We start from the raw sequence: 26,568 nt of genomic DNA on the forward strand, positions 1-26,568 counted from the left end.
GTTTTAGAGCTGTGTTATTTTGAATGGTCCCAAAACACGCAAAATGGTTAGCGAACTAATCGATAGGTTTTAGAGTTGTGTTATTTTGAATGGTAAGTATTAATTTATTTTCTTTGAGAAATTGAACGATTACTTCTTGCTTGACTTTAAGGAAAACTGGAACTGTTGTAGGAGCGAAATTTCCTCTTGTGGTTGCTTGGTTTCTTTCTTAATCTTGTATGAAATATGGCGAAGTGCGCTCCCACGATTTAGGAACGCACTTTTTCTGTTTTCATATTTTGAATCTGGTGTCAGGGACCATTGGGATGAATTCCTAAAGTTGAACTAACCATTTTTACAAGCTGCTAATACGTTTAATGATTGCTGGTTTGACTGTCTCTTATTGAAAGTTTTTCTTTATGTAATATGTCCTCGTTTTCATTTAATCTTGCTTCTGTTTTATTATCCCATGTCTTGTTTAATTGTCTGATGATTAAAAAGTGAAGGGAGTTAATTATCGGTTGATTTTTTTTCTAAAATCTTCAAATTAGCTCTATTTTTTAAAAAATAAGGAAAAAACGTGAAAATCGTGTTGACAAATCATCTGATGAATAGTAAGATAAACATGTAGAAAAATAAAAACGCTTTCAAGTGAAGTGTTAGGATATAAGGGGGATTTCTCTGATGGAGAAAACGATTGATCAAAGGGTTGAGGAAGTTACCTATAACCGAGCTAAAGTTTGGCAACTTGTTTTGTTTGCATTTAACAATGCTTCAACAAATATTTACCTATTTACCTTCATGTTTGTTACCTATTTTTCAACGGGTGTTTTAGGGTTGGCAGCAATTTTTGTTAGTCAAATTATGGGATATATTCGTATCTTCGATGGTTTTATTGATCCAGCCATTGGTATTATGATTGATAAAACTGAGACTAAATTTGGTAAATACCGTCCAATTTTAGTTATTGGTAATATCATTACGGCACTATCTCTAATTTTGTTGCTTAGTTTAAGTAATGTTGGTGAGAGTGTGCGTTTCCCGCTTTTTATTTTAGTATTGATTATCCATAAAATTGGATATTCGATGCAACAAACCATTACGAAAGCTGGTCAGACAGCCCTTACTAATGATCCAAAGCAACGTCCAATTTTTAATATTGTTGATGCGGTAATGACGACTTCATTGATGACTGGTGGACAGTTTGTTGTATCTGCGATGTTGGTACCAAAATTTGGTAACTTCACACTGGAATTCTTCAAAGTCCTTATTTATGGAACAATTGTGATTTCAGCTGTTTTAGGAATACTAGCTGTTATTGGGATCTGGGCTAAAGACAACAAAGAATTTTTTGGACTTGGTGAAAAGACTCAAAAGACAGAGTTGAAAGACTATTGGAAAGTGATTAAAGGAAATAAACCCCTTCAAGTTCTTTCTATAGCGGCAGCTTTGGTAAAATTTGCGGTTCAATTCTTTGGTGACTCAGTTGTCATGGTCATGCTCTTTGGAATTTTATTTGGAAATTACGCCTTATCAGGACAATTCTCACTTCTCTTTATCATTCCAGGTGTTTTAATTAACATTCTTTTCTCAACAATTGCTCGTAAAAAAGGTTTGCGTTTCTCATACGTAAGAGCTCTCCAAATTGGTTTAATAGGCTTGGTTGCTTTTGGTATTGTACTTTACATGGGGAATCCAGGGGATCTTAGCTTAACTAAGTTGAATTTCTACACAATCTTATTTATTCTTACTAATATTGTGGCTAGGTATGCTTCTCAGGCGCCAGCTGGTCTTGTTTTGACAATGGGTGCAGATATTTCAGACTATGAAACATCTGAATCTGGTCGTTATGTTTCGGGGATGATTGGTACCATTTTCTCATTAACAGACTCAATTGCATCTTCATTTGCACCGATGGTTGTTGGAGCAGTTCTTGCCATGATTGGTTTTTCAAAAGTCTACCCAACTATTGAGACCCCTTTAACACCAGATATTAAGATGGCATTATTGATGTTGATCGTTGTTATTCCGGCACTGGCTCTATTGGTTGCTTTGTTCTTGATGAAATTCTACAAATTGGATAAAGAAGAAATGGTTCGTATCCAGGAAAAAATCCAAGTTATGAAGGCTGCCAGTTCAAAAGAACGTGTAAAAGATATTGCACACAATGTGCCATTATCAGATATGGATTATGTAGACGTTACAAAATATCCAGTTAATAAAGATTAGGCATTGGGAGGAGTTGGGTACAAGAATACTCAACTCTTTTGTTTAAGTTGCTTTAACTGACTGTTAATAAATGAGGGTTTTCCCTTATTGTCTTTTGAAAGTGTGATACATTATCATATTAAAGGAGGTTTTGTTTGAAAAGAGTAGTTTCATTGGGTGAAATCTTATTACGATTATCGCCACCACAGTATCAGACCTTAACACAAGCAACAAGTTTAGATTGCCAATTTGGTGGGTCAGAGTTAAATGTTCTCTCGACACTAGCTCAACTGGGGCATAAGGTGTCTCTTATTTCTGCGATTCCAGATAATGATTTGGGACGGATGACAAAAACGTTTCTTTTTTCTCGACAAATCAGTCAGACTTATATTCTTGAAAAAGGGAAACGTCTTGGGATTTATTATTATCAAAAAGGCTTTTCATTACGAGCTAGTCGCGTGACTTATGACCGTGATTATTCTGCTTTTTGGGAGTCGAAGTTAGAGGATTATGATTTAGAGCATGTTTTTGATGGTGTGGACTGGTTTCATGTTTCTGGTATTACACCGGCTTTAACAGATGATCTTTATCGGTTAACGTATTATTTGATGACCAGGGCTAAAAAAGAAGGTTTGACCATTTCCTTTGATTTAAATTTTAGGGCTAGTTTATGGGAATCTTTTCAAGAGGCTAGAGATCTTCTGTCGCCTCTTGTCATGTTGGCTGATGTTTGTATTGGTATTGAACCTTTGACACTTGTAGGAGAAGGACAAGAAGATTTAAAAGACCAGTTAGGTTTGAGTCGACCTTACGAGGATCAAGCTTTATTAAGGACCATTCTTGCTAAATTGGCAACAGTTTATGGTGTTCGAAGCTTTGCTTTTACCCAGAGAGAAATGGGGCATACCAACGAATATCTCTTGAAAGGCTATCTGTACCAAAATGGTCAATTATATCAGACTGGTAAATCGGGCATTCAGGTTTTAGATAGGGTGGGGACAGGTGATGCCTTTACAGCTGGTTTGATTCATGGCATGCTTCAAAAAGAAATGCCCGAAAAAATTTTAGCCATTGCTATGGCAAGTTTCAAATTTAAGCACACGATTGAGGGGGACAGTAATTGTATAACCCAAGCTGATATTGATCATTTGCTAGATGAAGAATCGCATGAAATTAAACGATAACGAATTAAAAAGGAGAAAAAGATGTTATATCCAATTTTAACAAAAACAAGAAGTTTATATGACCTTAGCGGGTTATGGCATTTCAAATTAGGAGACCACGATCCAAAAGAGTTGTTGTCATCAGAAGAGCTTATGGTAGTGCCGACTTCTTTTAATGATGTCATTGTAGATAAGGATAAACGTAATTATATTGGCGATTTCTGGTATGAACGTTTTGTGGATATTCCTGAAATCGCTGAAAATGCTGAATTAGTTTTGCGGTTTGGTTCTGTTACTCATAATGCAACGATTTATGTCAATGGTCGTCAACTAGCAAGTCATAAGGGAGGTTTTACGCCTTTTGAAGTGGTAGTTCCAGAAGATCTTTACCAAGACAGTCAATTAAAAGTTTCAGTTTGTGCAAATAATGTGTTGGATTATACAACCCTTCCAGTTGGCAACTACAGTGAAGAATTTCAAAAAGACGGCAGTGTTAAAAAGGTCGTTAGAGAGAATTTTGATTTCTTTAATTATGCAGGAATTCATCGACCAGTTAAATTAATGGTTCGTCCTAAAACACATATTTCAGATGTGACCATCACTAGTGAGTTATCAGATGATTTAGCATCGGCAGAACTGTCTATTGCGGTTGAAACATCAGCGGCAGTTGATGCTATTAGTGTCAGTATTTTTGATGAGGATCGTCAACTTGTTGCTCAAACAAGGGATGGGCATGCAATCCTTGATAATGTTCGTTTATGGGAAGTTTTAGATGCATACCTTTATACTGCTCATATCGAGTTGTTTGTGGATGGTAAAGTGGTTGATACTTATGATGAACCATTTGGTGTGCGTTGTGTGGATGTGGCAGATGGTCAGTTTTTTATTAATCATAAACCTGTTTATTTTAAGGGATTTGGCAAGCATGAAGACACCTTTATTAATGGGCGGGGTTTGAATGAAGCTGCCAACTTGATGGATATGAACCTTTTGAAAGAGATTGGTGCTAATTCTTTCCGAACATCACACTATCCTTATTCTGAAGAAATGATGCGCCTTGCAGACAGAATGGGAATTTTGGTTATTGATGAAATTCCGGCGGTTGGTCTTTTCCAAAACTTTACTGCGACTCTAGATTTGTCACCAAAAGACCTTGGTACTTGGTCTATCATGAAAACGAAAGAGGCCCATGAGCAAGTTATTCGTGAATTGGTGAAACGCGATAAAAATCATCCGTCGGTTGTGATGTGGGTGGTTGCTAATGAACCTGCTAGTCATGAAGCAGGTGCCCATGCTTATTTTGAACCATTAGTTGCGCTTTATAAGACCTTGGACCCACAAAAACGTCCAGTTACCTTGGTGAATATTCTGATGGCAACACCAGATCGAGATGAGGTTATGGATTTGGTTGATGTTATCTGTTTAAATCGTTACTACGCTTGGTATGTGGATCATGGTGATCTCGTTAGGGGAGAAGCAGGGCTTCGCAAGGAATTGTTAGAATGGCAGAGCAAATTCCCAGATAAACCAATCCTCATGACTGAGTATGGGGCAGACACCCTGCCTGGTTTGCATTCCATGTGGGATATTCCTTACACAGAAGAATTTCAATGTGATTTTTATGAGATGACCCATGGTGTGTTTGACGAGATTCCTAACCTTGTTGGGGAACAGGTGTGGAATTTTGCTGATTTTGAAACCAATCTGATGATTTTCCGAGTGCAAGGGAATCATAAGGGTCTCTTTTCACGTAATCGTCAACCCAAACAAGTAGTAAGAGACTTCAAAAAACGTTGGACAGCTATTCCTAACTACAATTACAAGAAAAAATAGTGTAAAATAGTAGGTAACAGAAATAGGAAGAGGAATATCTATGGCTAGACCATTAGTTGAAAAAACAGCTGAGCGCTTATTGAATCTTATTTTAGAACGGGGTTATGAGGTTGGTGCCAAGCTTCCAAATGAATATGAATTGGCTCAGGATTTAGCTGTTGGTCGTAGCACCATCAGAGAAGCCGTCAGGAGTTTGGCAACTCGAAATGTTTTGGAAGTAAGACAGGGGTCAGGGACTTATGTCAGTTCCAAAAAAGGGGTTTCTGAAGACCCTCTAGGATTTTCATTGGTCAAGGATACAGCTAAATTGACCGCTGATTTATTTGAATTGCGGCTTTTGCTAGAACCACGCATTGCAGCTTTGGCAGCCCAAAATGCAACTCCAAAAGAAATTAAGGACTTAGAAAAAATTGTGGTAGAAATTGAGGAGGCAGTGGCAGTGGGTGAACCCAAACACTTGCAATTGGATGTCACCTTCCACTCCATGATGGCGAAATTCAGTGGTAATATTGCTATGGATAGTTTGTTACCAGTCATCAATAAGTCAATTCATTTAATAAATGCTAATTATACAAATCGTCAGATGAAAGAAGATTCCTTGCAAGCTCATAGAGATATTTTGAATGCTATCAAAGAAAGAAATCCTATTGCAGCTCATGATGCTATGCTATTGCACATTATGACTGTTAAGCGAACCGCCTTTTTGCCTTAGAATTTAAAGAAAAAAGAAAAACAGTGATTGTGAAATTGCTGTTTTTTTAGACTTTTTACTTGACAATTCATCTGATGATTTGTATAATGATAACAAGATAACGGTTTCATAAAAAAGGAGGAACTTATGTTAAACCAATTAAAAGAGAATTACTTTTTTGCTGTCATCCGTGGAAAAACAGCAGAAGATGCTATTGAAATCGCTAAACATGCGGTTTTAGGGGGTATTTGTAATATTGAAATTACCTATTCAACACCAAACGCTTCGCAGGTGATTAAACGATTATCAGATGATTTTAAGGATAGTACCAACGTTGTTATTGGAGCGGGTACTGTAATGACAACGGAATTAGCTGAAGAAGCGATTGCAGCAGGTGCCAAATTTTTAGTCAGTCCTCATTTCTCTAAAGCCATTGCAGATATTGCCAATCAAAAAGGGAATCTTTATTTCCCAGGGTGTGCGACAGCAACGGAAATCGTAACAGCTATGAACGCAGGATGTCCAATTATCAAAGTTTTCCCTGGTGGAGTGGTTGGTCCAGGATTTATCAAAGATATTCACGGTCCAATCCCTGAGGTAGATTTGATGCCTTCTGGAGGCGTTTCTGTCGATAATGTGAAAGCGTGGAAAAATGCTGGTGCAGTGGCAGTAGGAGTTGGCTCAGCACTTGCTAGCAAAGTGGCAACAGAAGGCTATGACAGTGTTACCCGTATTGCGCAATCATTTGTATCGGCCCTTGATTAATACAAGGAATCACTAAAGAGGAGACAACAATGACATTTAACGATGCAAACTTTATGTTAAAAAACGAAGCTGCTAAAAAACTGTATCAGCAAATACAAGATCAACCCATTTTTGATTACCATTGCCATTTAGATCCAAAAGAAATTTTTGAAGATAAGGTCTATGACAATATTGTTGACCTATGGTTGGGCGGTGATCACTACAAATGGCGTTTGATGCGGGCTAATGGGATTTCGGAAGAGGAAATCACAGGATCAGCGTCTAAGCTTGATAAGTTTAAAGCCTTTGCAAGAACCTTAGAACGTTCCTATGGCAACCCTGTTTACCACTGGTCAGCCATGGAGTTGAAAAATGTTTTTGGTGTGGAAGAACTGTTGACACAGGACAACGCTGAAGATATTTACCATCGTTTAAATGCTTATCTCGTTGATCATAAGATTAGCCCTCGCAAGTTGATTGCCGACAGTAAGGTGACTTTTATTGGAACCACTGACCATCCTCTTGATGACCTAGAATGGCATCAAAAGTTGGCTGACGACAAAACTTTTGAGACTGTTATAGCACCAACTTTTAGACCAGATGAGGCTTTTATTGAGCACCGCAATTTTACGAGTTTTGTAGAACGTTTAGAAAAAGTCACAGAAAACCAGATTACGGATTTTAATGGTTTTATGACTGCTATGGAAAAACGTGTGGCTTACTTTGCTGAAAAAGGCTGCAAAGCAAGTGATATTAGCTTTACAGAAATTGTTTTTGAAAAGGCAACTCCTGAATCTTTAAATGAGATTATGGCTAAGGTTTTAGCAGGAGACACACCGAGCCAACTTGAAATCAATCAGTGGCAGACGGCTGTTTTTGCGGACCTTTGCCGTTTGTATAAACGATATGGCTTTGTGACACAAGTTCATTTTGGAGCACTTCGTAATAATCATTCGGGAATTTTTAACCGTCTAGGTGCTGATGTAGGTGTTGATTCTCTTGGTGATCAAACCGCTTTAACGGTTAATATGAACCATTTGTTGGATAATCTTGTGCAGACAGATAGTATGCCAAAAATGATTTGGTATAACTTGAACCCAAGCTATAATATTGCAGTGGCGAATACCCTTGCCAATTTCCAAGCCAATGAAGCTGGTGTGGCAGGCTATCTTCAATTTGGTGCAGGTTGGTGGTTTGCAGATACCAAGCTTGGTATGATTAGTCAAATGAATGCTTTATCTGAACAAGGAATGCTAGCTAATTTTGTTGGCATGCTGACCGATTCTCGTTCTTTCTTATCTTACCAACGTCATGATTATTTCAGACGTATTCTAGCAACTTATCTTGGCGAATGGATTGAAGAGGGGGAGGTTCCTGAAGATTATCAGGCACTTGGTCAGATGGCTAAGGGAATCGCCTACACTAATGCTGTTAATTACTTTAATTAAATTTGAAATACAAGGAAGCACAGCTTTCTCACAACATAAAAATCTCGTAGAAACGAAAGGAAAATGGAGTTTATTAGGCTCTAGGTGTTTTTATATGAAAATGTCATTTCGCTGGTATGGGAAACATGACCCAGTCAGCTTAGAAGAAATAAAGGCAATTCCAGGAATGCAGGGAATTGTCACTGCTATTTACGATGTTCCAGTTGGTCAGGCCTGGCCCCTTGAAAATATTCTTGCCTTGAAAAAAATGGTAGAAGATGTTGGTTTGGAGATTTCAGTTATTGAATCCATTCCAGTTCACGAAGACATCAAACAAGGCAAGTCAAATCGTGATGTATTGATCGAAAACTACAAGACCTCAATTACTAATGTCGGGAAGGCAGGTATCCCAGTTGTCTGTTACAATTTTATGCCGGTTTTTGACTGGACACGTTCAGACCTTAACCACCCGCTACCAGATGGGTCAACCTCGCTGGCTTTCTTAAAAGTAGATTTAGAAGGGGTAGATCCTGTTGCTGATGATTTGAATTTGCCAGGTTGGGATTCCTCCTATTCTAAGGAAGAAATGAAAGCCATCATCGAGAATTACCGCAACAATATCTCTGAGGAAGATTTGTGGGCAAACCTAGACTACTTCATCAAAGCGATTATGCCAACCGCAGAAGCAGCCGGTGTTAAAATGGCGATTCACCCAGATGATCCTCCGTATGGTATTTTTGGTTTGCCACGTATTATTACTGGTCAAGCAGCTGTTGAACGTTTCTTGGATCTCTATGATTCACCAAATAACGGGATTACTATGTGTGTAGGATCTTACGCTTCTGATCCGAAAAATGACGTGGTTGCCATGACCGAGTACGCCCTTAAGCGTGACCGTATCAACTTCATGCATACCCGTAACGTGACTGCTGGCGCTTGGGGCTTCCAAGAAACGGCTCACTTATCTCAAGCTGGTGACATTGACATGAATGCTATTGTGAAATTATTGGTTGACTATGATTGGAAGGGTTCTCTTCGTCCAGACCATGGTCGTCGAATCTGGGGGGATCAAACCAAGACACCGGGTTATGGCTTATATGACCGTGCACTTGGTGCAACCTATTTTAATGGTCTTTACGAAGCAAACATGCGTGCAGCTGGGAAAACACCAGATTTTGGCATTACTGTTAAGACAGTTGGGGACAAATAAGAAAGAGGTTTTTAATGACTAGAGTAATTGATTTTAAAGATAAGGTTGTTATTGTAACGGGTGCTGGCGGTGTTCTTTGTGGCTATATGGCTAAAGAGTTTGCTAAAGCAGGTGCAAAAGTGGCACTTTTAGACCTAAATCAAGAAGCAGCACAAGCTTTTGTTAACGATATTGAAGCACAAGGTGGCATCGCCAAGGCTTATAAAGCCAATGTTTTGTCTAAAGAGAATTTAGAGGAAGTCCGTCAGGCTATTCTTGCTGATTTTGGTCCAACGGATATTCTTGTCAATGGTGCAGGTGGCAATAACCCTAAAGCAACTACTGATAACGAATTCCATGAAGTAAGCTTACCTGAAGAAACCAAGACTTTCTTTGATTTAGATGAAGCAGGCATTAGTTTTGTCTTCAATTTGAACTACCTTGGGACTTTGCTGCCGACTCAAGTCTTTGCTCAAGATATGATTGGTCGCCCAGGGGCTAACATTATCAATATTTCATCAATGAATGCTTTTACTCCCTTGACTAAAATTCCAGCCTATTCAGGCGCTAAAGCAGCCATTTCCAATTTCACTCAGTGGTTAGCTGTTCACTTCTCAAAAGTTGGTATCCGTTGCAATGCGATTGCCCCAGGTTTTTTGGTGACAAACCAAAACCGTGGTCTCTTATTTACAGAAGATGGTCAGCCAACAGCGCGTGCTGAAAAAATTCTTAATAATACTCCAATGGGACGTTTTGGTGAGGCAGAAGAATTGGTTGGTGGTCTCTTCTTCCTAGCAGATGAGCAATCCGCGTCATTTGTTAACGGTGTTGTTCTACCGATTGACGGTGGCTTTTCGGCTTATTCAGGGGTTTAATGCTTATGTCTATCGACCACTTGAGAAAATGTGATGCTTTCAAGTGGTTTTTTATGATTTAAGATGAGAATTATGCTCAAAATGATATGATGATTTGTTGGGCTGTAAAATAAACTTAGCAATAAGAGTTAGCCTTGTAAATGAAAGAAAAGGGCATTTGAATAAATTATCATGATACTGTTTTTAATAATTGACAGCGTTTTCTAGCTGTGCTACAATAAATCGTCAGATGAATTATGATATAAATGGAGGAAAACATGACTCATAAAACAGAAGCCTTTGCCTTTTGTGTAGACTCAGATGGCTGTGCCATGAATACCATGACCTACAAACACCAGCTTTTTTTTGGACCGATTGCGGCAGATATCTTTGAAATTACTGATAGAGATGCTTTTTTGAAAGAGTGGGATCGGGTCAATCTTTACTCACGCACACGTGGGGTCAATCGCTTTGTGGGCCTTGTCATGGGCTTGGAATATGCAGGATTAACGGGTATTGACCGCTTGAAACGATGGGTTGACACTACAAGTTCTTTATCAAACGCTTCTCTTGAAGCTGAAATTGCAAAAGAAGCCAGTACCGATTTGGAAAAGGCCTTGGCTTGGTCAAATGAAGTAAACCAACAGATTAAAGCGTACCAAGGGAATGCCTTGGCATTTCCCGGTGTCTTAAGCGGTCTTGAAAAATTGCATCAACTTGGCAGAGTCTTTGTGGTCAGTTCAGCCAATAAAGAGGCTGTTCAAGAAGAATGGCAAGATCAAGGTCTAATGGTTCATATTGATGATTTGTATTGTCAAGATCGTGGCAAAAAAGAAGATGTCATTGCTCGGTTGATTCAAGAGGGGTATCAAAAGGATCATCTCATGATGATTGGTGATTCGCCGGGGGATTTGGCAGCAGCTGAGCAAAATCAAGTAGCTTTCTTTCCGATTTTGGTTGGTAAAGAAGCTGGTTCATGGGCTGACTTGAAAAACGATGTTGCTCATGCCTTTGTTTCTGGTGATTTATCTGATCTTGATTTAAACAGTTTGAAAGAAGCTTTTTGGGATAATCTAGATTAGGAAGTGATAAAAAGCCAACTAAATAAATAGAAATGCTTAGTATTTGTAACTGCGATGTGAAAGCTTGGCTTCGTTGTTAAAAAATGAAGAAAGACATAGAATGTCTTGAAAGGAAAAAAATGACAAATTTAGTTGATTTACGGAAAAAACCATATAACCTAGATGATCAGGCTATTGATTGGGTGGAGTCAACCATTGCTTCAATGACCTTGGATGAAAAAATTGGTCAACTCTTTGTTAATATGGGGTCTAGTCGTACAGAAGACTACTTGACACAAGTGTTAAATGATTATAAAATTGCCGCTGTTCGCTATAATAAGGGGATGGCAGATGAGATTTGGGAGCAGAATTATATTTTGCAAACCAAATCAAAAATTCCTTTATTAATTGCGGCTAATACAGAAGCTGGTGGTGATGGTGCAGTGAATGATGGCACAAAAGTTGGTGATGAAATTAAGGTAGCTGCAACCAATGATCCAAAATATGCCTACGAAATGGGACGCATTGCAGGGATTGAAGCAGCAGCCGTAGGTTGTAATGCTTCCTTTGCACCGATTGTTGACCTGACACGTAATTGGCGTAACCCGATTATTGCCAATCGTAACTGGGGCTCAAACGTGGACCAAATCATTAACTTGTCTAAAGAATACATGAGAGGGATTATGGAGCATGGCATTATGCCTTTTGCCAAACATTTTCCAGGAGATGGTATCGATGAACGTGACCACCATCTGTCTTTTGCCTCAAATCCAATGACTAAGGCTGAATGGTTGTCCACTTTTGGTCGCATTTATAGAGAGTTATCAGAAGCGGGTCTTCCAGGTATCATGGCTGGTCATATCCATTTACCAACTGTTGAAAAAGAAATGCACCCAGAGCGTGACTTGGATGACATGTTGCCAGCGTCACTCAATAAGACCTTGTTGGATGAATTGTTGCGTGGTGAACTTGGTTATAATGGAGCAATTGTAACGGATGCTTCTCATATGGTTGCTATGACAGCTTCAATGCCACGGCGCCTCATGTTACCAACAGCAGTAGAAGCTGGCTGTGACCTCTTTTTATTCTTTAATGACCCAGATGAAGATTTGCAATGGATGAAAGAAGGCTACAAAGCAGGCATTCTGACAGACGAACGCTTGCATGATGCCCTTCGTCGCACACTTGGTTTGAAAGCAAGATTGGGGCTTCACCTCTTTGAAGGACGTCGTGAGGAAATCATGATGCCAAAAGAAGAAGCTATGGCTCTTATCAATACTAAAGAAGCACAAGCTATTTCTGACGAGGTGGCTGACAAAGCGATCACTCTCATTAAAGATAAGCAAAAGGATATTTTCCCTGTCACGCCTGATCGTTACAAACGCATTTTGATTGTCAATGTCGAAGGACACAAAGGCGGTTTTGGTGCCATGATTGCTGGTCAGAAAAAACGTGCTTCTGACGTGGTTAAGGAGCTACTAGAAGCGCGTGGTCATGAAGTTACTGTTTGGGAATCAACTGAAGAACGTATCATGCAATTACCAGAAAGTGAACGTGCAGCAGCTATTGCTAATGTTTATGCTCAAAAACAACCAATCTCTAATTTAACAGATCATTATGATCTCATTCTTAACCTTGTCGATGTTAATTCTGGTGGAACAGTTCAACGGATTGTTTGGCCAGCGGCCAAAGGGACACCAGACCAACCGTTCTATGTTCATGAAATCCCAACGATTGTGGTGTCAGTTCAACACGCCTTTGCCTTGGCAGATATGCCGCAAGTGGGAACCTATATCAATGCTTATGATGGTCAAGACAATACTATGAAAGCATTGGTTGCTAAATTGGTTGGAGAATCAGAATTTACAGGTGTTTCTCCTGTAGATGCTTTTTGTGGACTTATTGACACCCAGTTATGGCGAAATTATTAAAAATAAGTGGCTGCAAAATAGGTTGTAATAAATGAAAGGACTAGTTATGTCAAAAATGGTTGATTTACGAAAAAAGCCTTATCAGCTTAATGACCAACAACTTAATTGGGTAGAAGAAACACTCGCCCAATTAAGTGATGAAGAAAAAATAGGACAACTTTTTGTTAATCTGTTCTTCTTTGGAGAGGACGCTTTTAGCGGCAATCAATTAAGCAATAAAGAAATTTTGGAGAAGTATCATATTGGCGGTGCCCGCTATATGAATGGAACCCCAGAACAGGTACAAGAGCTTTTGAATGAATTGCAGAGCCACAGTAAAATCCCCTTATTGGTAGCAGCAAATTGTGATTCAGGGGGAGATGGTGCGGTTAAAGGGGGGACCTATATTTCGTCGGGAGCTCAATCTGAAGCTAGTCGAGATCCGTGGGTTCCTTATCATGCAGGACTTGTATCAGCTAGAGAAGAAAAAGCCTTGGGTGTCAATGTTAATTTTGATCCCTGTGTGGATATTCTAGAAAACTGGCGAAATACGATTGTAAACACACGTGCTTATGGAACCAATGCACAAGATGTCATTGCTTATACCTCTGCTTACTTAGACGGTCTTAATGAGGAGGGGGACATCATTCAATGTATCAAGCATTTTCCAGGTGATGGTACTGAGGAACGTGATCAGCATCTTGTTTTAGGGGTTAATGAAATGACACCAGAACGTTGGGAAGAAACCTTTGGTCAAGTTTACCGTCATCACATTGACCGTGGTGTCGAAATGATCATGGCTGGTCATATTGCCTTGCCTTACTACCAAAAAGAGCTTAATCCTGAGTTAAAAGATGACGATATTTTACCAGCAACTCTGGCACCAGAATTGATTACTGATCTCTTAAAAACGCGACTTGGATTTAATGGTCTAGTCATTACAGATGCCTCACATATGCTTGGTATGACAGCAGCTATGCGTAGGGAAGATTACGTGCCAAAAGCCATTGCGGCAGGTTGTGACATGTTTTTATTCTTTAACAACATGGAAGAAGACTTCAATTTTATGCTCAAGGGTTACCGTGAAGGTGTAATCTCTAAAGAGAGACTAGATGATGCTGTGCGTCGTATTTTAGGATTAAAAGCTAAATTAAATCTTCATGAAAAACAAACCAATGGAAGCCTTTTAAAATCTCCTAAAGATCTTGCTGTCATTGGTTGTGATGAGCATCTGAAGTGGCAAAAAGAAGCAGCGCAAAAAGCCATAACCCTCTTAAAAGATACACAAGGCAATCTCCCGATTAGCCCTAATACTCACAGACGTATTCGCCTTTACTATTTAGAAGGGGAAAAAGGTGGTATTATGGCAGCTAATGATGAGGTGGTGGAAAATCTGAAACTGGCCTTAGAAGCGCGTGGGTATGAGGTTGAGATTAATGATGGTACTACCCGTGTGAAAGGGAAAACTTTGGCATACAGAGAATCAGTAGATTTAGCATTGACCGTTGCTAATGTTATTGGTTATGGCGCACAAAATAACTACCGTATTCAGTGGAAAACTGCCATGTCTAATGAAGTACCTTGGTATGTTCATGAAGTTCCTACTGTTTTTGTTTCGCTCAATTACACCACCCATCTACACGATGCCACCATGGTAAAAACTGCTATCAATGCATATCATCATAATTCCAATACCATAGAAGCTCTCTTAGATTGCCTAGAAGGTAAAGCAGACTTTAAGGGGCAAGCAAATGATTTAGTATGGACCAATAAATGGCAAGCAAAATTATAAACGATTAGACAGTAGAAAAGTTAGGAAATTCTTGATCATTATGTGACTTTTAGGGTATCGCGTTCCGTTAGGTGCGTGACAAAGAAACCATCCATTTAACAGGTAGTCATGATTTCAAATCGCTATGTCATATTAGATCTTTTTAAGAATAATCAAAAAAATTATTTAACCAAAATCGATCGTTTTAACCCAAATAATAATATTATTTGATTTCATTAAACAAACAATTGTACAAAAAAACAAATTTATCGGTAAATAATGTGATTTTTAATCATAACAACTCCTTGATTTTATTAATTGGCAAAAAAATGATAGAAAATTAAATGTAATCCTTGATTTTAACCTGTTAAGTTGTATAATAAGAGGTGAAATTATTAAATCATAGTTTCAAATTTTTATGTTTTTTAATATGTTGTAGCATATTAAAATAAAAAAAGGAGAAAAAATGGAAAAAAAGAAAAGAGTGAAGTACTTTTTACGTAAGTCAGCTTTTGGCTTAGCTTCAGTTTCGGCAGCGTTTGTGGTAGGATCTTCTGTATCGGCACAAGTAACAACAAGAGCTCAAGCGGATAAATTGAGAAAAGAAGCTTTATCAGAAATTTCGAAATCAGAATCTAGTATTTCAGATAAGACAGTTCTAGATGGAATTAAGTCTTCTATTGGCGAGAGTGTTGATAGAGATAAGATTGCAGAATTGAAAGGAACTGCATCTCAAGTTATTGCTGCCCAAGCTGAAAAAGAAGCCGATGCTAAAGCTGAAAAGGAATTAAGTGATGCTTGGGAAGCAGCAGCTAAAGAAGCAGCTAAAGCGGATGCATTAGCAAAAGCTAAAGAAGCAGCGCTTAAAGAATTTAATCAATATGGTGTCAGTGATTACTACAAAAAATTAATTGAGAAAGCTAGCACAGTTGAAGGGGTTCAACAACTTCAAGCACAAGTTGTTGAATCAGTTAAGGAAGCACGTTTGTCAGAAGCTAAAGCATTAGCTATCGGAGAACTTGATAAACGAGGTGTCAGCGATTATTATAAGAAATTAATCAACAATGCTAAGACGATTGAAGGTATTAATGCGCTTAAGGCTGAAATTCTAGCTGCTTTACCAAAATCAAAAGTGATTGATGCTACTAAGTTAACGCCGGCTTTAACAACCTATAAGCTTGTCATCAAAGGTCAAACCTTGAAAGGTGAAACAACAGTGAAAGCAGCTACTGCAGAAGCTGCTGAAAAAGCTTTCAGATTATATGCTAACAAAAATGGCATCAGCGGTGAATGGGCTTATGATGACGCAACGAAGACATTTACAGTGACTGAAATGTCTAAAGATGTGCCAATTAAACCAGAAAAACCAGGAACAACAACTCCTCTTACACCATTGACTCCAGCAACTCCAATTGCTAAGGATTCAAATGCTAAGAAAGATGTGACTAAGAAATCAGAAGCTAAGAAAGAAGAGAAGAAAGCAGAAACTAAGAAAGATGGTAAGAAACTTCCATCAACTGGGGATGCAACAAATCCATTCTTTACAGCGGCAGCCTTTGCAGTTATGGCAAGTGCAGGTATGGTTGCAGTGTCTTCAAAACGTAAAGAAAACGAATAGTTGTCTGTTTAAAAACAACAATCTACCAAGGGGGAATCAAATGATTCTCTCTTTTTGTATTCATTTTGAATTGTCATAGTTAGAAATAAGCCTTTGTGGCAAATGGGTTACTTCTTGAAATAATATCATAGGTTTATTAAAAAATACTGAAAATAGAACTGTTATAGAATATCTAGGGGATATTTGTTATAATGAAACGAGTACAGGTATTTTGGAAGGTGATATATGGACATTTGGACACAATTAGCAAAATTTGCTTTTTTTGACACTCAAGCGCTAGAATTGCGCCCCTTTCAATATGCAGACCATCAGGCTTTTTACAATATTGTCAGTGATAGTCAAAATTTTACCTATGTTTTTTCAAAAAAGATGACTAAACAAGAAAGTGATTATCTTTTGGTGCATGGTTTCATAAAAAATTCTTTAGGCATTTGGGCGATTCAAGATAAGATGACTGGTCAGATGATTGGAGCAATCAAGTTGGAAAAATATAATCCTAAAAAAGCCAGTACTGAAATTGGGTATTTTTTAAACAAAGCTTATTGGGGACAAGGGATAATGACAGAAGTCCTTAAAACGTTGTGTTTTCTGTGCTTTCAAGAATTTGGTTTAAAAAAGCTTGTACTTGTCATCCATTTGGAAAATAGAGCTAGTCAGAGAGTTGCTGAAAAAGCAGGATTTCAATTAGCCAAACGTTTTAAAGGTAGTGATCGGCATAGCCATCAAATGCGTGACTACTTAGCATATCATCTAAAGATAGGTAATGACTATTATGAGTAAACATCAAGAAATTTTAGATTACTTAGAAAAATTGGCCATTGGTAAACGTGTGAGTGTCAGAAGTATCTCAAATCATTTAAAGGTCAGTGATGGCACTGCATATCGTGCTATTAAAGAAGCGGAAAACCGAGGAATTGTTGAAACCAAGCCACGTAGTGGAACAGTTCGAATTGAGAAAAAAGGTCGGGTTAGGATTGATCGATTAACCTATGCTGAAATAGCTCGAATTAGTGACTCAGAAGTTCTTGCAGGACATGTTGGGTTAGGACACGAGTTCAGCAAATTTTCAATTGGTGCTATGACTCAGCAAAATATTCATCGTTACCTAGTGAAAGGCGGACTCTTAATTGTTGGTGATCGAGAAAACATTCAATTATTGGCACTTGAAAATCATAATGCTATTCTGGTAACGGGGGGATTTCCAGTCTCTAAACGAGTGATTGAAACGGCAGACAGTCAAGGTATTCCAGTTATGGTAACCAATTATGATACCTTCACAGTTGCGACAATGATTAATCATGCCCTGTCTAATATTCGGATTAAAACTGATTTAAAAACAGTTGAGCAAGTCCTTATTCCCGTTGACGATTATGGTTGTCTTTACGAAGACAATACCATTGAGGAATTTAATGCCCTCATAAAAAAAACACGTCAAGTGAGATTTCCTGTTGTGGATCATAAGGGTAAAGTTATCGGTGTTGTCAGTATGCGAGATGTAGTGGACCAATCTCCAATAACAAAATTAACAGAAGTGATGTCTGAGAACCCAATTACGGCAAAGCCAAATGCCAGTCTTGCAAATATCAGTCAAAAAATGATTTTTGAGGATTTGAATATGCTTCCTGTTGTTGATGAAACACATTCTCTACTTGGGATTATTACTCGAAGACAAGCCATGGAAAATCTGCCTAACAGCCAACAAAGTAATCTTTATACCTATAGTGAACAAATCTTGTCAAATCTTGAAGAAACACTTGATTATTATCAGGTACTGATTGAGCCAACGATGATTGATAGCACTGGTAGTATGTCAAATGGAGTGATCGCAGAATTTCTAAAAGAAATCAGTATTCGAACGATGATGAAAAAGCATCAAAAGAATATCATTATTGAACAAATGATGATATACTTTTTACGTGCTGTTCAAATTGATGATCAATTAAAAATATATCCTAAAATCATCACAGAAAATAGAAGAAGCAGTACGATTGACGTTGAAATTTTTGCAGATGATCAAGTGATTGCTAAGGCTATTATAACAACTAAGATTAATTAGAGGAGAAAAAGACAAATGATAACATTAAAATCTACCCGTGAAATAGAAGCTATGGATAGAGCAGGAGACTTCCTAGCAAGTATTCATATTGGTTTGAGAGACATTATTAAACCGGGTGTGGACATGTGGGGAGTTGAAGAATATGTTCGCTGTCGCTGTAAAGAAGCAAATGTTCTTCCCTTGCAAATCGGTGTTGATGGGCAGTTAATGGACTATCCTTATGCGACTTGCTGTGGCTTAAATGATGAAGTAGCACATGCTTTTCCACGTCATTACATTTTGAAAGAAGGGGATTTGCTTAAAGTTGATATGGTGTTGAGCGAGCCTTTGGACAAATCAATTGTCGATGTGTCAGCTTTAAACTTTGATAACGTTGCTGACATGAAAAAATGGACAGAACCTTACACGGGTGGTTTAGCAGATTCTTGTTGGGCTTATGCTGTTGGCACTCCGTCAAATGATGTGAAACAACTAATGGATGTGACAAAAGAAGCCATGTATCGTGGGATTGAAAAAGCTGTTATCGGAAATCGCATTGGTGATATTGGCGCAGCTATCCAAGAATATGCTGAAAGTTTTGGCTATGGCGTTGTCCGTGATCTTGTTGGTCACGGTGTTGGCCCTACCATGCATGAAGAGCCAATGGTACCTAATTATGGAACAGCAGGTCGTGGGCTTCGCTTGAAAGAAGGAATGGTATTGACTGTTGAGCCGATGATTAATACGGGAACTTGGGAAATTGATACAGACATGAACACAGGTTGGGCACATAAAACCCTAGATGGTGGTTTATCATGCCAATACGAACATCAATTTGTGATTACTAAAGACGGACCGGTTATTTTAACGAGTCAGGGAGAAGAAAGAACTTACTAAAATGGCAGAAAAAAAATTCTTTGATAAGCTCATATCGAAATGGCAATATGAGCCAATTCAGGTTTTTATGCGACATTTTCAAAGTGCCGAAATGGACTTATCCTCAATTGCGGTTGCCTACTACCTTATTTTAACGGCCTTTCCTCTTATCATTATTGCAGCTAATATCTTTCCTTATTTAAATATTGATATTGCAGATCTTTTGCGCTTGATGAAACAAAATTTGCCGAAAGATATTTTTCGACCTGCTTCGGCTATCGTTATTAATATTTTTTCAAAACCTTCTGGAAGTGTTTTGGGAGTGGCGACTTTGACAGGGTTTTGGACCATGTCTCGGAGTTTAACCTCCTTGCAAAAAGCAATTAATAAGGCTTATGGTGCTTCGCAACACCGTGATTTCTTTATTGGGCATTTGGTTGGACTTTTGACCAGTTTGATTATTCTTTTTCTTCTAACCTTTGTTTTGATTTTCTCAACCTTTTCAAAAGCAGCTATTCAGCTTTTAGATAATTATTACCATTTGAGTGATAATATCACGACTGCTTTCTTGTTATTGATTCAACCGATTACAGTATTCATTATTTTTGTCGGCTTGATGTTGCTTTATTTCTTGCTTCCAAATGTTAAGATTGAAAAAATTCGTTATATTTTACCGGGGACCTTATTCACTTCATTTGTTATGACTTTTTTGAGCAATATGGTTGGCACCTATGTCATGCACAATGTTGAACGAATGGTTGACATTAAAACATTTGGTTCAGTTATGGTTTTCATTATGATGTTATGGTTTATTTTCTTAGCCCGAATATTGATTTTAGGAGCAGTCTTTAATGCGACTTATCAAGAAATGTCTATGGGAAAATTGGAAGGTCGCAGTGGGGATGTGGTTTCTATTATTAAAAAAACATTGGGCAATGATCACGACAATGACTCACCCTTGTAAATTCGTTAAATTTGCTCTAGCTGTAACAAACAGGGATGAAGTGGGAAAGATTTTCTTGCTTCATTTTTTGTTCAAAAATGGCAGTCAATGCATCTGTGCTAAAATAGGATTAAGAAAAGATGAAGAAGGAAAAAGATGGAACTAAAGACAAATGCAGATTCCTTACGAGGGACTATTAAAGTTCCCGGTGATAAATCCATTAGTCATCGGGCGGTTATTTTTGGTGCTGTGGCAGAAGGAAAAACAACTATTGATGGCTTGTTAAAAGGTGAAGATGTCCTTTCTACCATTCAAGTGTTCAGAGATCTTGGTGTTCTTATTGAAGAAAAAGGTGACCAGCTTGTGATTCATGGTCGAGGTTTTCAAGGGTTAACAGCCCCTAGTCAGGTTCTTAATATGGGAAATTCTGGGACTTCCATGCGCCTCATAGCAGGCTTGTTGGCTGGGCAATCTTTTGAAGTGACCATGTGCGGGGATGATAGCTTGTCTAAACGTCCCATGGATCGGGTTGCTCTTCCTCTAAACAGGATGGGTGCTAGGATTTGGGGGCAGAAGCAAAAACATTTGCCACCTCTTACAATAAAAGGGCATCGACATTTGCAGGCAATCACTTATCGCTTACCTGTGGCTTCTGCTCAAGTAAAGTCAGCCATTTTGTTAGCAGCTTTACAGGCAAAAGGCACCACAACCGTTATTGAAAAGGATATTACTCGCAATCATACGGAAGCGATGATTAGACAATTTGGTGGGCAAATTGCTATTAAAGGCAAAGAGATTTCCTTAACTGGACCGCAAAGGTTAAAGGGGCAAAAGATTTATGTTCCTGGTGATATTTCTAGTGCAGCTTTTTGGTTAGTGGCAGGGCTTATTGTCCCTAATTCAGATATTCTGTTAGAAAATGTCGGGATTAATCCAACTAGGACAGGTATTTTAGAGGTCATCAAGAAAATGGGAGGTCAGGTGTATTATGACCATGTTGATGAAAAGGAACAAGTTGCTAATCTTCGTGTTCGCTATTCATCATTAAAGGGAATCACGTTATCGGGTGCTCTCATTCCTCGTTTGATTGATGAAATACCTATTATTGCCCTTTTGGCAACGCAGGCAGATGGTGTGACTTGTATTAGGGATGCGCAAGAATTGCGCGTGAAAGAGACAGATAGAATCCAGGTTGTGACAGATACTCTCAAAAGTATGGGAGCTGATATTGTGGCAACAGAAGATGGTATGATTATTCAAGGGAAAACCAAGCTTCACGGAACAAAGGTCAGTACATTTGGTGATCACCGGATTGGAATGATGACTGCAGTTGCAGCTTTATTAGTTTCAAAAGGGCAAGTTTATTTAGAGAGGGAGGAGACTATTATGACCTCTTATCCAGAATTTTTCACAGATTTAGAAAGGTTGTGTCGTGGCTAAATTCTTATTAGGATTTATGGGAGTCGGGAAAACGACTGTTTCAAAATATTTAGATAGTCAATACAAGGATATGGACACAATTATTGAAGAAAAGATTGGTATGTCCATTGCTCATTTTTTTGCACAATATGGCGAAGCTTACTTTCGTGAAATCGAAAGCCAAACCTTGCGTGAATTGTTAGCGATAGAAGGTGATACGGTTATTGCTACAGGCGGGGGTGTTGTTATCTCGGAAGAAAATCGAACTCTTCTTAAAAGAAATCGTCAGCATAATATTCTTTTAGTAGCCTCTTTTGATATTTTATATCATCGTATTCAAAATGATAATCATTCTAGGAGACCGCTTTTTCTAAAACAATCAAAAGAAGCATTTTACCAACTTTACAAAAAACGCATGTGTCTATACGAGGATTTAGCCGATTTAATAATTAATGTGGATCATCAATCCCCGGAAGAAGTTGCTAGAATCATTCAAAATGTTAATAAAAAGAAAACGAGTTAAAACATTTGTATTCAATGGTTTTCTGGGAAATAAGCTATTGACTATTGTTAGTTTAGTCTGCTAAAGGGGGACATTCTAAAAATTTTTGGGGGACAATCTGAACATTATAGGTTATAATAGAAGCATTACTTAAAAAGAATAAATTGTATTGTAATACTAAGAGATGATATAATATGACAAGATACCCAAACGGTGGTTTGAGCCATCACGAAGAATTACGTTATTTTTACCTTCTAAGGAATTTGTCCTACCTTAGTGAAAACGAAAAAAGAGAATTTGCATTTTTAAAATCAAAAATGGAGACAGCAGGCACTTATTCTTTTTCAAGACAAACTGAGAATAGGCAGCCTAACTTTTATCAAAACAAGGATCATTATCAGACATTGCCTGTAAAAGATGTGAAAGAGGAGTGTTATCTATCTGAACCTCAAGTAGGTCCTAGTGGTTTGCCACTTTATCCTAAAGAGGAAAGACGTTCAAAAAGACATGATCTGGTGACACGCAGGGCTTCGGTCCCTCAGCAGCCGTTTTATGATCAGCGATATTCAGATCAATTTTATGAAAATGATGTTCATCAAGAAGAAATTGATGTGCCGCAACCTACTTTAAAATCCCCAAAAAGACATCGAAAGCAAAAAAGTCGTTTAAAGCGATTCTTGGTATCCTTTGGAGTGCTACTCCTCTTATTAATTTCAGGTTTAGGATTTATGTTTGTTAAGGGAGTTTTTGATGTTTCGACCAATAAAGCTAACTATAAGCCAGCTGTTTCTCAAGTCTTTAACGGTAAAGCTACTAAAGATGGGACTAATATTCTTGTTTTAGGATCTGATCAGCGAGTAACACAAGGATCGACAGAGGCACGTACAGATACCATCATGGTTGTTAATGTTGGCAACAAAGACAAGAAAATTAAAATGGTTTCTTTTATGCGTGATACTTTGGTGAATATTCCTGGTTATAGTTATAATGACAAAGATTCTTATGATTTAAAGCTAAATGCTTCTTTCAATTTAGGAGAACAAAAAAATCATCAGGGGGCAGAATTTGTTCGTCAAACCTTAAAACATAATTTTGACATTGACATTAAATATTATGTCATGGTAGATTTTGAAACCTTTGCAGAAGCCATTGATACTTTATTTCCTAATGGTGTGAAAATTGATGCCAAATTTGCCACCGTTGGTGGTGTTGCTGTTGATTCGGTTGCTGTTCCTGACGATTTAAGAATGAAAGATGGTGTTGTGCCAAACCAAACGATTGAAGTTGGTGAACAACGGATGGATGGTAGAACTTTGCTTAATTATGCTCGTTTTCGTAAGGATGATGAAGGTGATTTTGGTCGTACGGTCAGACAACAGCAAGTCATGTCTGCAGTTATGTCACAAATCAAAGATCCAACCAAGCTTTTTACGGGTTCTGCTGCTATTGGTAAAATTTATGCTCTAACGTCCACTAATGTTTCTTTCCCCTTTCTCATTCAAAATGGTGTCTCTATTTTAGGAAATGGAAAAAATGGTGTTGAGCATGTGACTATCCCAGAAAATGGTGACTGGGTTGATGAATATGATATGTATGGTGGTCAGGCCCTGTACATTGATTTTGCCAAGTACAAAAAAAGACTATCTAAGTTAGGGTTGCGTTAAAGTGTGGTATAATGAGGAGTAACTGAGGTTGCTCTTCTTTTTTGAGCAATGCTTAGTGTTAGAAAAGGAAAAAAATATGTTGCAGAAAAATGATATTGTTGAAGTGGAAATTTCAGATTTAAGTTATGAAGGTGCAGGGATTGCTAAACATGAAGGCTTTGTTTTCTTTGTTGAAAATGCTCTTCCAGGCGAAGTTATTCAGATGCGTGTCTTAAAGGTCAATAAACAGAGCGGTTTTGGCAAAGTAGATGCTTATTTAAAGGTTTCACCTATCAGAAATACTGATTTGGACTTGACTTATTTGCGAACTGGAATTGCTGACTTTGGACATTTAGCTTATGAGGAGCAATTAATTTTTAAACGAAAACAGATACAAGATAACCTTTACAAAATTGCTGGAATCAGTGACGTTATTGTCAATAAAACATTAGGAATGGAAGAACCGGTTGCCTATCGTAATAAGGCTCAGGTACCTGTCAGACGTGTCAATGGACAGTTGGAAACAGGTTTTTTCCGCAAGCATTCGCATGATTTGATACCGATTTCCGATTATTACATTCAACATAAGGAGATGGATCGTCTCATTAATTTTGTTAGAGATTTACTTCGACGTTTTGAGGTTAAGCCTTATGATGAAAAAGAACAAACGGGCTTAATCCGTAATATTGTGGTGCGTCGAAGCCATTATTCTGGAGAAATGATGCTCATTTTTGTTACTACAAGGTCAAAAGTATTTCGCATCAATCAGGTCATTGAACAGATTATGGCAGCTTTTCCTAAAGTGGTTTCTATTATTCAAAATATCAATGATCAAAACACTAATATCATTTTTGGAAAAGAATTTAGAATTCTTTATGGTAAAGATACGATTACAGATAGCATGCTAGGAAACCAGTATGCCATTTCTGCTCAATCATTTTATCAGGTCAACACTGTCATGGCTGAAAAACTCTATCAAATGGCTATTGATTTTTCAGCATTGACCGCTGATGATGTGGTTATTGATGCTTATTGTGGTATTGGAACCATTGGTTTATCTTTTGCCAAAAATGTTAAAGTGGTTTATGGGGTAGAAGTGGTTGAGGCAGCTGTTCGTGATGCAGAGAAAAATGCTATACGTAATGGCATTACCAATGCGCATTTTGTTGCTGATACCGCTGAAAATGCCTTGGCAAAATGGGGTGAAGAAGGAATTAAACCAAGTGTGATTCTGGTAGATCCACCACGCAAGGGACTAACAGAAAGTTTCATTCAAGCCAGTGTCGCTATGGCACCCCAAAAAATCATTTATATTTCCTGCAATCCAGCAACCATGGCACGTGATGTCAAACGCTATCAAGAATTAGGATATCAGTTGAAGAAAGTTCAGCCAGTGGACCTCTTCCCACAAACGCATCATGTGGAGACTATAGTTCTTCTGTCAAGAAAGTAAGAAGAAAAAACATAGAAAAGCCTTGAAATCAAAGGATTTAGAGAAAAATGAATGGGTTTGGACAGCTGGTTTACATTGTGTTTTATAGCATTTGAAAATAATTCTGACCACTAGAAATAGGTGGTTGTGGCTATAGAACTACTTTTTGTTCCTGTCGAGACTATAGGACTATTGTCAATGAGGCTTTTTAGTGTATAGAGACAATAGAACTATTGTCATAAAATATGTTTTTATAAACTGGGAGGTAAGGATGTGGCAAAATATGCATATAGAGATAAAGATAGAAAAGATATAATATATTCGGATGAAGCCATAGAAGAAGATAGAGACACTGCGTTTTTTTGTCCGAATCATATGTGTAATGCAAAATTATATATTTGTTCAGTAGATGGAAGTAAAAGTGCCTATTTTAGGGCAACTAAATTGGAGTTTAAGCATATTCCGAACTGTCCGTTTGGTAATAGTAGTACAGAATTTGATTCAAACAAATATGATGAATCAAAATTTGTTTATGAAGATGCAATAAATAATCTTTTATGTAAAACCAAATCATCGTTACCAACAAGTGTTTCTTCTGCACATGGGACTGGTGAACCTAGTGCTCATCCACCAAGAACATTAAGACAAATATATTCCCTGTGTAAAAGTCTATCCGTTAGAGATACATACGCTGGTAAAGAAATAGGTTCAATGATATTAGATGATAGAAGCGAATATAGATATCTCAAAGGATGTTTTGGAAATAGGATAATTGAAGCGACTGTAGATAGGAGATTGTATAACGATGAGAAGAAGGAAGTTTATTTAGCATCACCTATTAACAGTAAAAAATATGCATTTATATTATCGTTTTCAGATGAAGATAATTATAAAAAGATTCGCTCTGAAATATATAATAATAGAGATAAGATTATAGTTATTGCTGGGAAATGGGATGAACAGGTTACACTAAACTAGACAGAATTTATAAAGTGTTCTACACTAAAGAAAATAGGAGAAAAACTATGTCTAGAAAAATTCGCCGTTACTTCACAGATGACTTCAAACAACAAATCGTTGACTTGCACAATGCAGGTAGAAAACGCAGTGAACTGATCAAAGAATATGATTTAAGGCCCTCAACCTTCGATAAGTGGGTTAAACAAGCAAGAACAACTGGTTCCTTTAAAACTGTCGATAATCTGACAGATGAACAACGTGAGTTGATAGAACTCAGAAAACGAAATAAAGAACTCGAAATGCAATTAGA

At 37.9% G+C, this 26,568-nt stretch carries 22 protein-coding genes; all 22 read left to right on the plus strand.

Annotated elements, in window-relative coordinates; genetic code table 11:
• Positions 1-663: 663 nt before the first annotated feature.
• Positions 664-2,208 carry an MFS transporter gene (locus H346_RS0109320; RefSeq protein ID WP_027970854.1) on the plus strand — a complete coding sequence of 515 codons (1,545 nt, stop codon included), beginning with the start codon at positions 664-666 and terminating at the stop codon, positions 2,206-2,208.
• Positions 2,209-2,342: 134 nt separating this feature from the next.
• Complete coding sequence (locus H346_RS0109325) at positions 2,343-3,371, plus strand: sugar kinase (RefSeq protein WP_027970855.1); 1,029 nt, start codon at positions 2,343-2,345, stop codon at positions 3,369-3,371.
• Between the two features lie 21 nt (positions 3,372-3,392).
• Positions 3,393-5,183 carry a beta-glucuronidase gene (gene uidA / locus H346_RS0109330; RefSeq protein ID WP_027970856.1) on the plus strand — a complete coding sequence of 597 codons (1,791 nt, stop codon included), beginning with the start codon at positions 3,393-3,395 and terminating at the stop codon, positions 5,181-5,183.
• 40 nt (positions 5,184-5,223) lie between these two features.
• Positions 5,224-5,895 (plus strand): FadR/GntR family transcriptional regulator, encoded by a 672-nt coding sequence (locus tag H346_RS0109335; RefSeq protein WP_027970857.1) that lies wholly within the window; start codon positions 5,224-5,226, stop codon positions 5,893-5,895.
• A 126-nt stretch (positions 5,896-6,021) separates the two neighbouring features.
• A complete protein-coding gene (locus H346_RS0109340) occupies positions 6,022-6,639 on the plus strand; it encodes a bifunctional 4-hydroxy-2-oxoglutarate aldolase/2-dehydro-3-deoxy-phosphogluconate aldolase (RefSeq protein ID WP_027970858.1) in 618 nt (205 codons plus the stop codon).
• 29 nt (positions 6,640-6,668) lie between these two features.
• On the plus strand, positions 6,669-8,066 hold the full coding sequence (gene uxaC, locus H346_RS0109345; RefSeq protein WP_027970859.1) for a glucuronate isomerase: 1,398 nt from the start codon (positions 6,669-6,671) through the stop codon (positions 8,064-8,066).
• Between the two features lie 94 nt (positions 8,067-8,160).
• Positions 8,161-9,255, plus strand: coding sequence for a mannonate dehydratase (locus H346_RS0109350; RefSeq protein ID WP_027970860.1), 1,095 nt, complete (start codon positions 8,161-8,163; stop codon positions 9,253-9,255).
• A gap of 14 nt (positions 9,256-9,269) precedes the next feature.
• The gene (locus tag H346_RS0109355; protein WP_027970861.1) at positions 9,270-10,109 is read left to right on the plus strand and encodes an SDR family oxidoreductase; all 840 of its coding nucleotides are present in this window, start codon (positions 9,270-9,272) and stop codon (positions 10,107-10,109) included.
• Positions 10,110-10,366: 257 nt separating this feature from the next.
• Complete coding sequence (locus H346_RS0109360; protein WP_027970862.1) at positions 10,367-11,170, plus strand: HAD family hydrolase; 804 nt, start codon at positions 10,367-10,369, stop codon at positions 11,168-11,170.
• Between the two features lie 119 nt (positions 11,171-11,289).
• The gene (locus H346_RS0109365) at positions 11,290-13,080 is read left to right on the plus strand and encodes a glycoside hydrolase family 3 protein (protein ID WP_027970863.1); all 1,791 of its coding nucleotides are present in this window, start codon (positions 11,290-11,292) and stop codon (positions 13,078-13,080) included.
• A gap of 46 nt (positions 13,081-13,126) precedes the next feature.
• Positions 13,127-14,851, plus strand: coding sequence for a glycoside hydrolase family 3 protein (locus tag H346_RS0109370; protein ID WP_027970864.1), 1,725 nt, complete (start codon positions 13,127-13,129; stop codon positions 14,849-14,851).
• 445 nt (positions 14,852-15,296) lie between these two features.
• Positions 15,297-16,448 carry an albumin-binding GA domain-containing protein gene (locus H346_RS0109375; protein WP_027970865.1) on the plus strand — a complete coding sequence of 384 codons (1,152 nt, stop codon included), beginning with the start codon at positions 15,297-15,299 and terminating at the stop codon, positions 16,446-16,448.
• A gap of 225 nt (positions 16,449-16,673) precedes the next feature.
• Complete coding sequence (locus H346_RS0109380; RefSeq protein ID WP_027970866.1) at positions 16,674-17,228, plus strand: GNAT family N-acetyltransferase; 555 nt, start codon at positions 16,674-16,676, stop codon at positions 17,226-17,228.
• Entirely contained in the window at positions 17,221-18,504 is a 1,284-nt protein-coding gene (gene spxR, locus H346_RS0109385; protein WP_027970867.1) for a CBS-HotDog domain-containing transcription factor SpxR, read from the plus strand. Before H346_RS0109380 ends, spxR begins: the two co-directional genes overlap by 8 nt.
• 15 nt (positions 18,505-18,519) lie before the next feature.
• Positions 18,520-19,380: a methionyl aminopeptidase gene (locus H346_RS0109390; protein ID WP_027970868.1), complete on the plus strand. Its 861-nt coding sequence runs from the start codon at positions 18,520-18,522 to the stop codon at positions 19,378-19,380.
• A gap of 1 nt (position 19,381) precedes the next feature.
• Positions 19,382-20,323, plus strand: a complete 942-nt coding sequence (locus H346_RS0109395) for a YihY/virulence factor BrkB family protein (RefSeq protein ID WP_027970869.1) — start codon at positions 19,382-19,384, stop codon at positions 20,321-20,323.
• A 135-nt stretch (positions 20,324-20,458) separates the two neighbouring features.
• Positions 20,459-21,742 (plus strand): 3-phosphoshikimate 1-carboxyvinyltransferase, encoded by a 1,284-nt coding sequence (gene aroA, locus H346_RS0109400; protein WP_027970870.1) that lies wholly within the window; start codon positions 20,459-20,461, stop codon positions 21,740-21,742.
• Entirely contained in the window at positions 21,735-22,244 is a 510-nt protein-coding gene (locus H346_RS0109405) for a shikimate kinase (protein WP_027970871.1), read from the plus strand. Before aroA ends, H346_RS0109405 begins: the two co-directional genes overlap by 8 nt.
• Positions 22,245-22,441: 197 nt before the next feature.
• A complete protein-coding gene (locus tag H346_RS0109410) occupies positions 22,442-23,887 on the plus strand; it encodes an LCP family protein (protein WP_425262084.1) in 1,446 nt (481 codons plus the stop codon).
• A 76-nt stretch (positions 23,888-23,963) separates the two neighbouring features.
• The gene (gene rlmD / locus H346_RS0109415; protein ID WP_027970873.1) at positions 23,964-25,319 is read left to right on the plus strand and encodes a 23S rRNA (uracil(1939)-C(5))-methyltransferase RlmD; all 1,356 of its coding nucleotides are present in this window, start codon (positions 23,964-23,966) and stop codon (positions 25,317-25,319) included.
• 252 nt (positions 25,320-25,571) lie between these two features.
• Positions 25,572-26,276, plus strand: a complete 705-nt coding sequence (locus H346_RS10010) for a hypothetical protein (protein ID WP_051188374.1) — start codon at positions 25,572-25,574, stop codon at positions 26,274-26,276.
• Positions 26,277-26,323: 47 nt separating this feature from the next.
• On the plus strand, positions 26,324-26,568 hold a 245-nt coding region (locus tag H346_RS0109425; RefSeq protein WP_027970874.1), incomplete at its 3' end, for a transposase.

This window comes from Streptococcus castoreus DSM 17536, from assembly GCF_000425025.1.
In the GTDB taxonomy this organism is placed as follows: domain Bacteria; phylum Bacillota; class Bacilli; order Lactobacillales; family Streptococcaceae; genus Streptococcus; species Streptococcus castoreus.

Coding starts and splice junctions, on each gene's coding strand:
- H346_RS0109335 (WP_027970857.1), top strand. CDS start 5,224: ATGGCTAGACCATTAGTTGAAAAAACAGCTGAGCGCTTATTGAATCTT.
- rlmD (WP_027970873.1), top strand. CDS start 23,964: ATGTTGCAGAAAAATGATATTGTTGAAGTGGAAATTTCAGATTTAAGT.
- uidA (WP_027970856.1), top strand. CDS start 3,393: ATGTTATATCCAATTTTAACAAAAACAAGAAGTTTATATGACCTTAGC.
- H346_RS0109355 (WP_027970861.1), top strand. CDS start 9,270: ATGACTAGAGTAATTGATTTTAAAGATAAGGTTGTTATTGTAACGGGT.
- H346_RS0109360 (WP_027970862.1), top strand. CDS start 10,367: ATGACTCATAAAACAGAAGCCTTTGCCTTTTGTGTAGACTCAGATGGC.
- H346_RS0109390 (WP_027970868.1), top strand. CDS start 18,520: ATGATAACATTAAAATCTACCCGTGAAATAGAAGCTATGGATAGAGCA.
- H346_RS0109375 (WP_027970865.1), top strand. CDS start 15,297: ATGGAAAAAAAGAAAAGAGTGAAGTACTTTTTACGTAAGTCAGCTTTT.
- H346_RS0109320 (WP_027970854.1), top strand. CDS start 664: ATGGAGAAAACGATTGATCAAAGGGTTGAGGAAGTTACCTATAACCGA.
- spxR (WP_027970867.1), top strand. CDS start 17,221: ATGAGTAAACATCAAGAAATTTTAGATTACTTAGAAAAATTGGCCATT.
- H346_RS0109380 (WP_027970866.1), top strand. CDS start 16,674: ATGGACATTTGGACACAATTAGCAAAATTTGCTTTTTTTGACACTCAA.
- H346_RS0109370 (WP_027970864.1), top strand. CDS start 13,127: ATGTCAAAAATGGTTGATTTACGAAAAAAGCCTTATCAGCTTAATGAC.
- H346_RS0109350 (WP_027970860.1), top strand. CDS start 8,161: ATGAAAATGTCATTTCGCTGGTATGGGAAACATGACCCAGTCAGCTTA.
- H346_RS0109395 (WP_027970869.1), top strand. CDS start 19,382: ATGGCAGAAAAAAAATTCTTTGATAAGCTCATATCGAAATGGCAATAT.
- H346_RS0109365 (WP_027970863.1), top strand. CDS start 11,290: ATGACAAATTTAGTTGATTTACGGAAAAAACCATATAACCTAGATGAT.
- aroA (WP_027970870.1), top strand. CDS start 20,459: ATGGAACTAAAGACAAATGCAGATTCCTTACGAGGGACTATTAAAGTT.
- uxaC (WP_027970859.1), top strand. CDS start 6,669: ATGACATTTAACGATGCAAACTTTATGTTAAAAAACGAAGCTGCTAAA.
- H346_RS0109340 (WP_027970858.1), top strand. CDS start 6,022: ATGTTAAACCAATTAAAAGAGAATTACTTTTTTGCTGTCATCCGTGGA.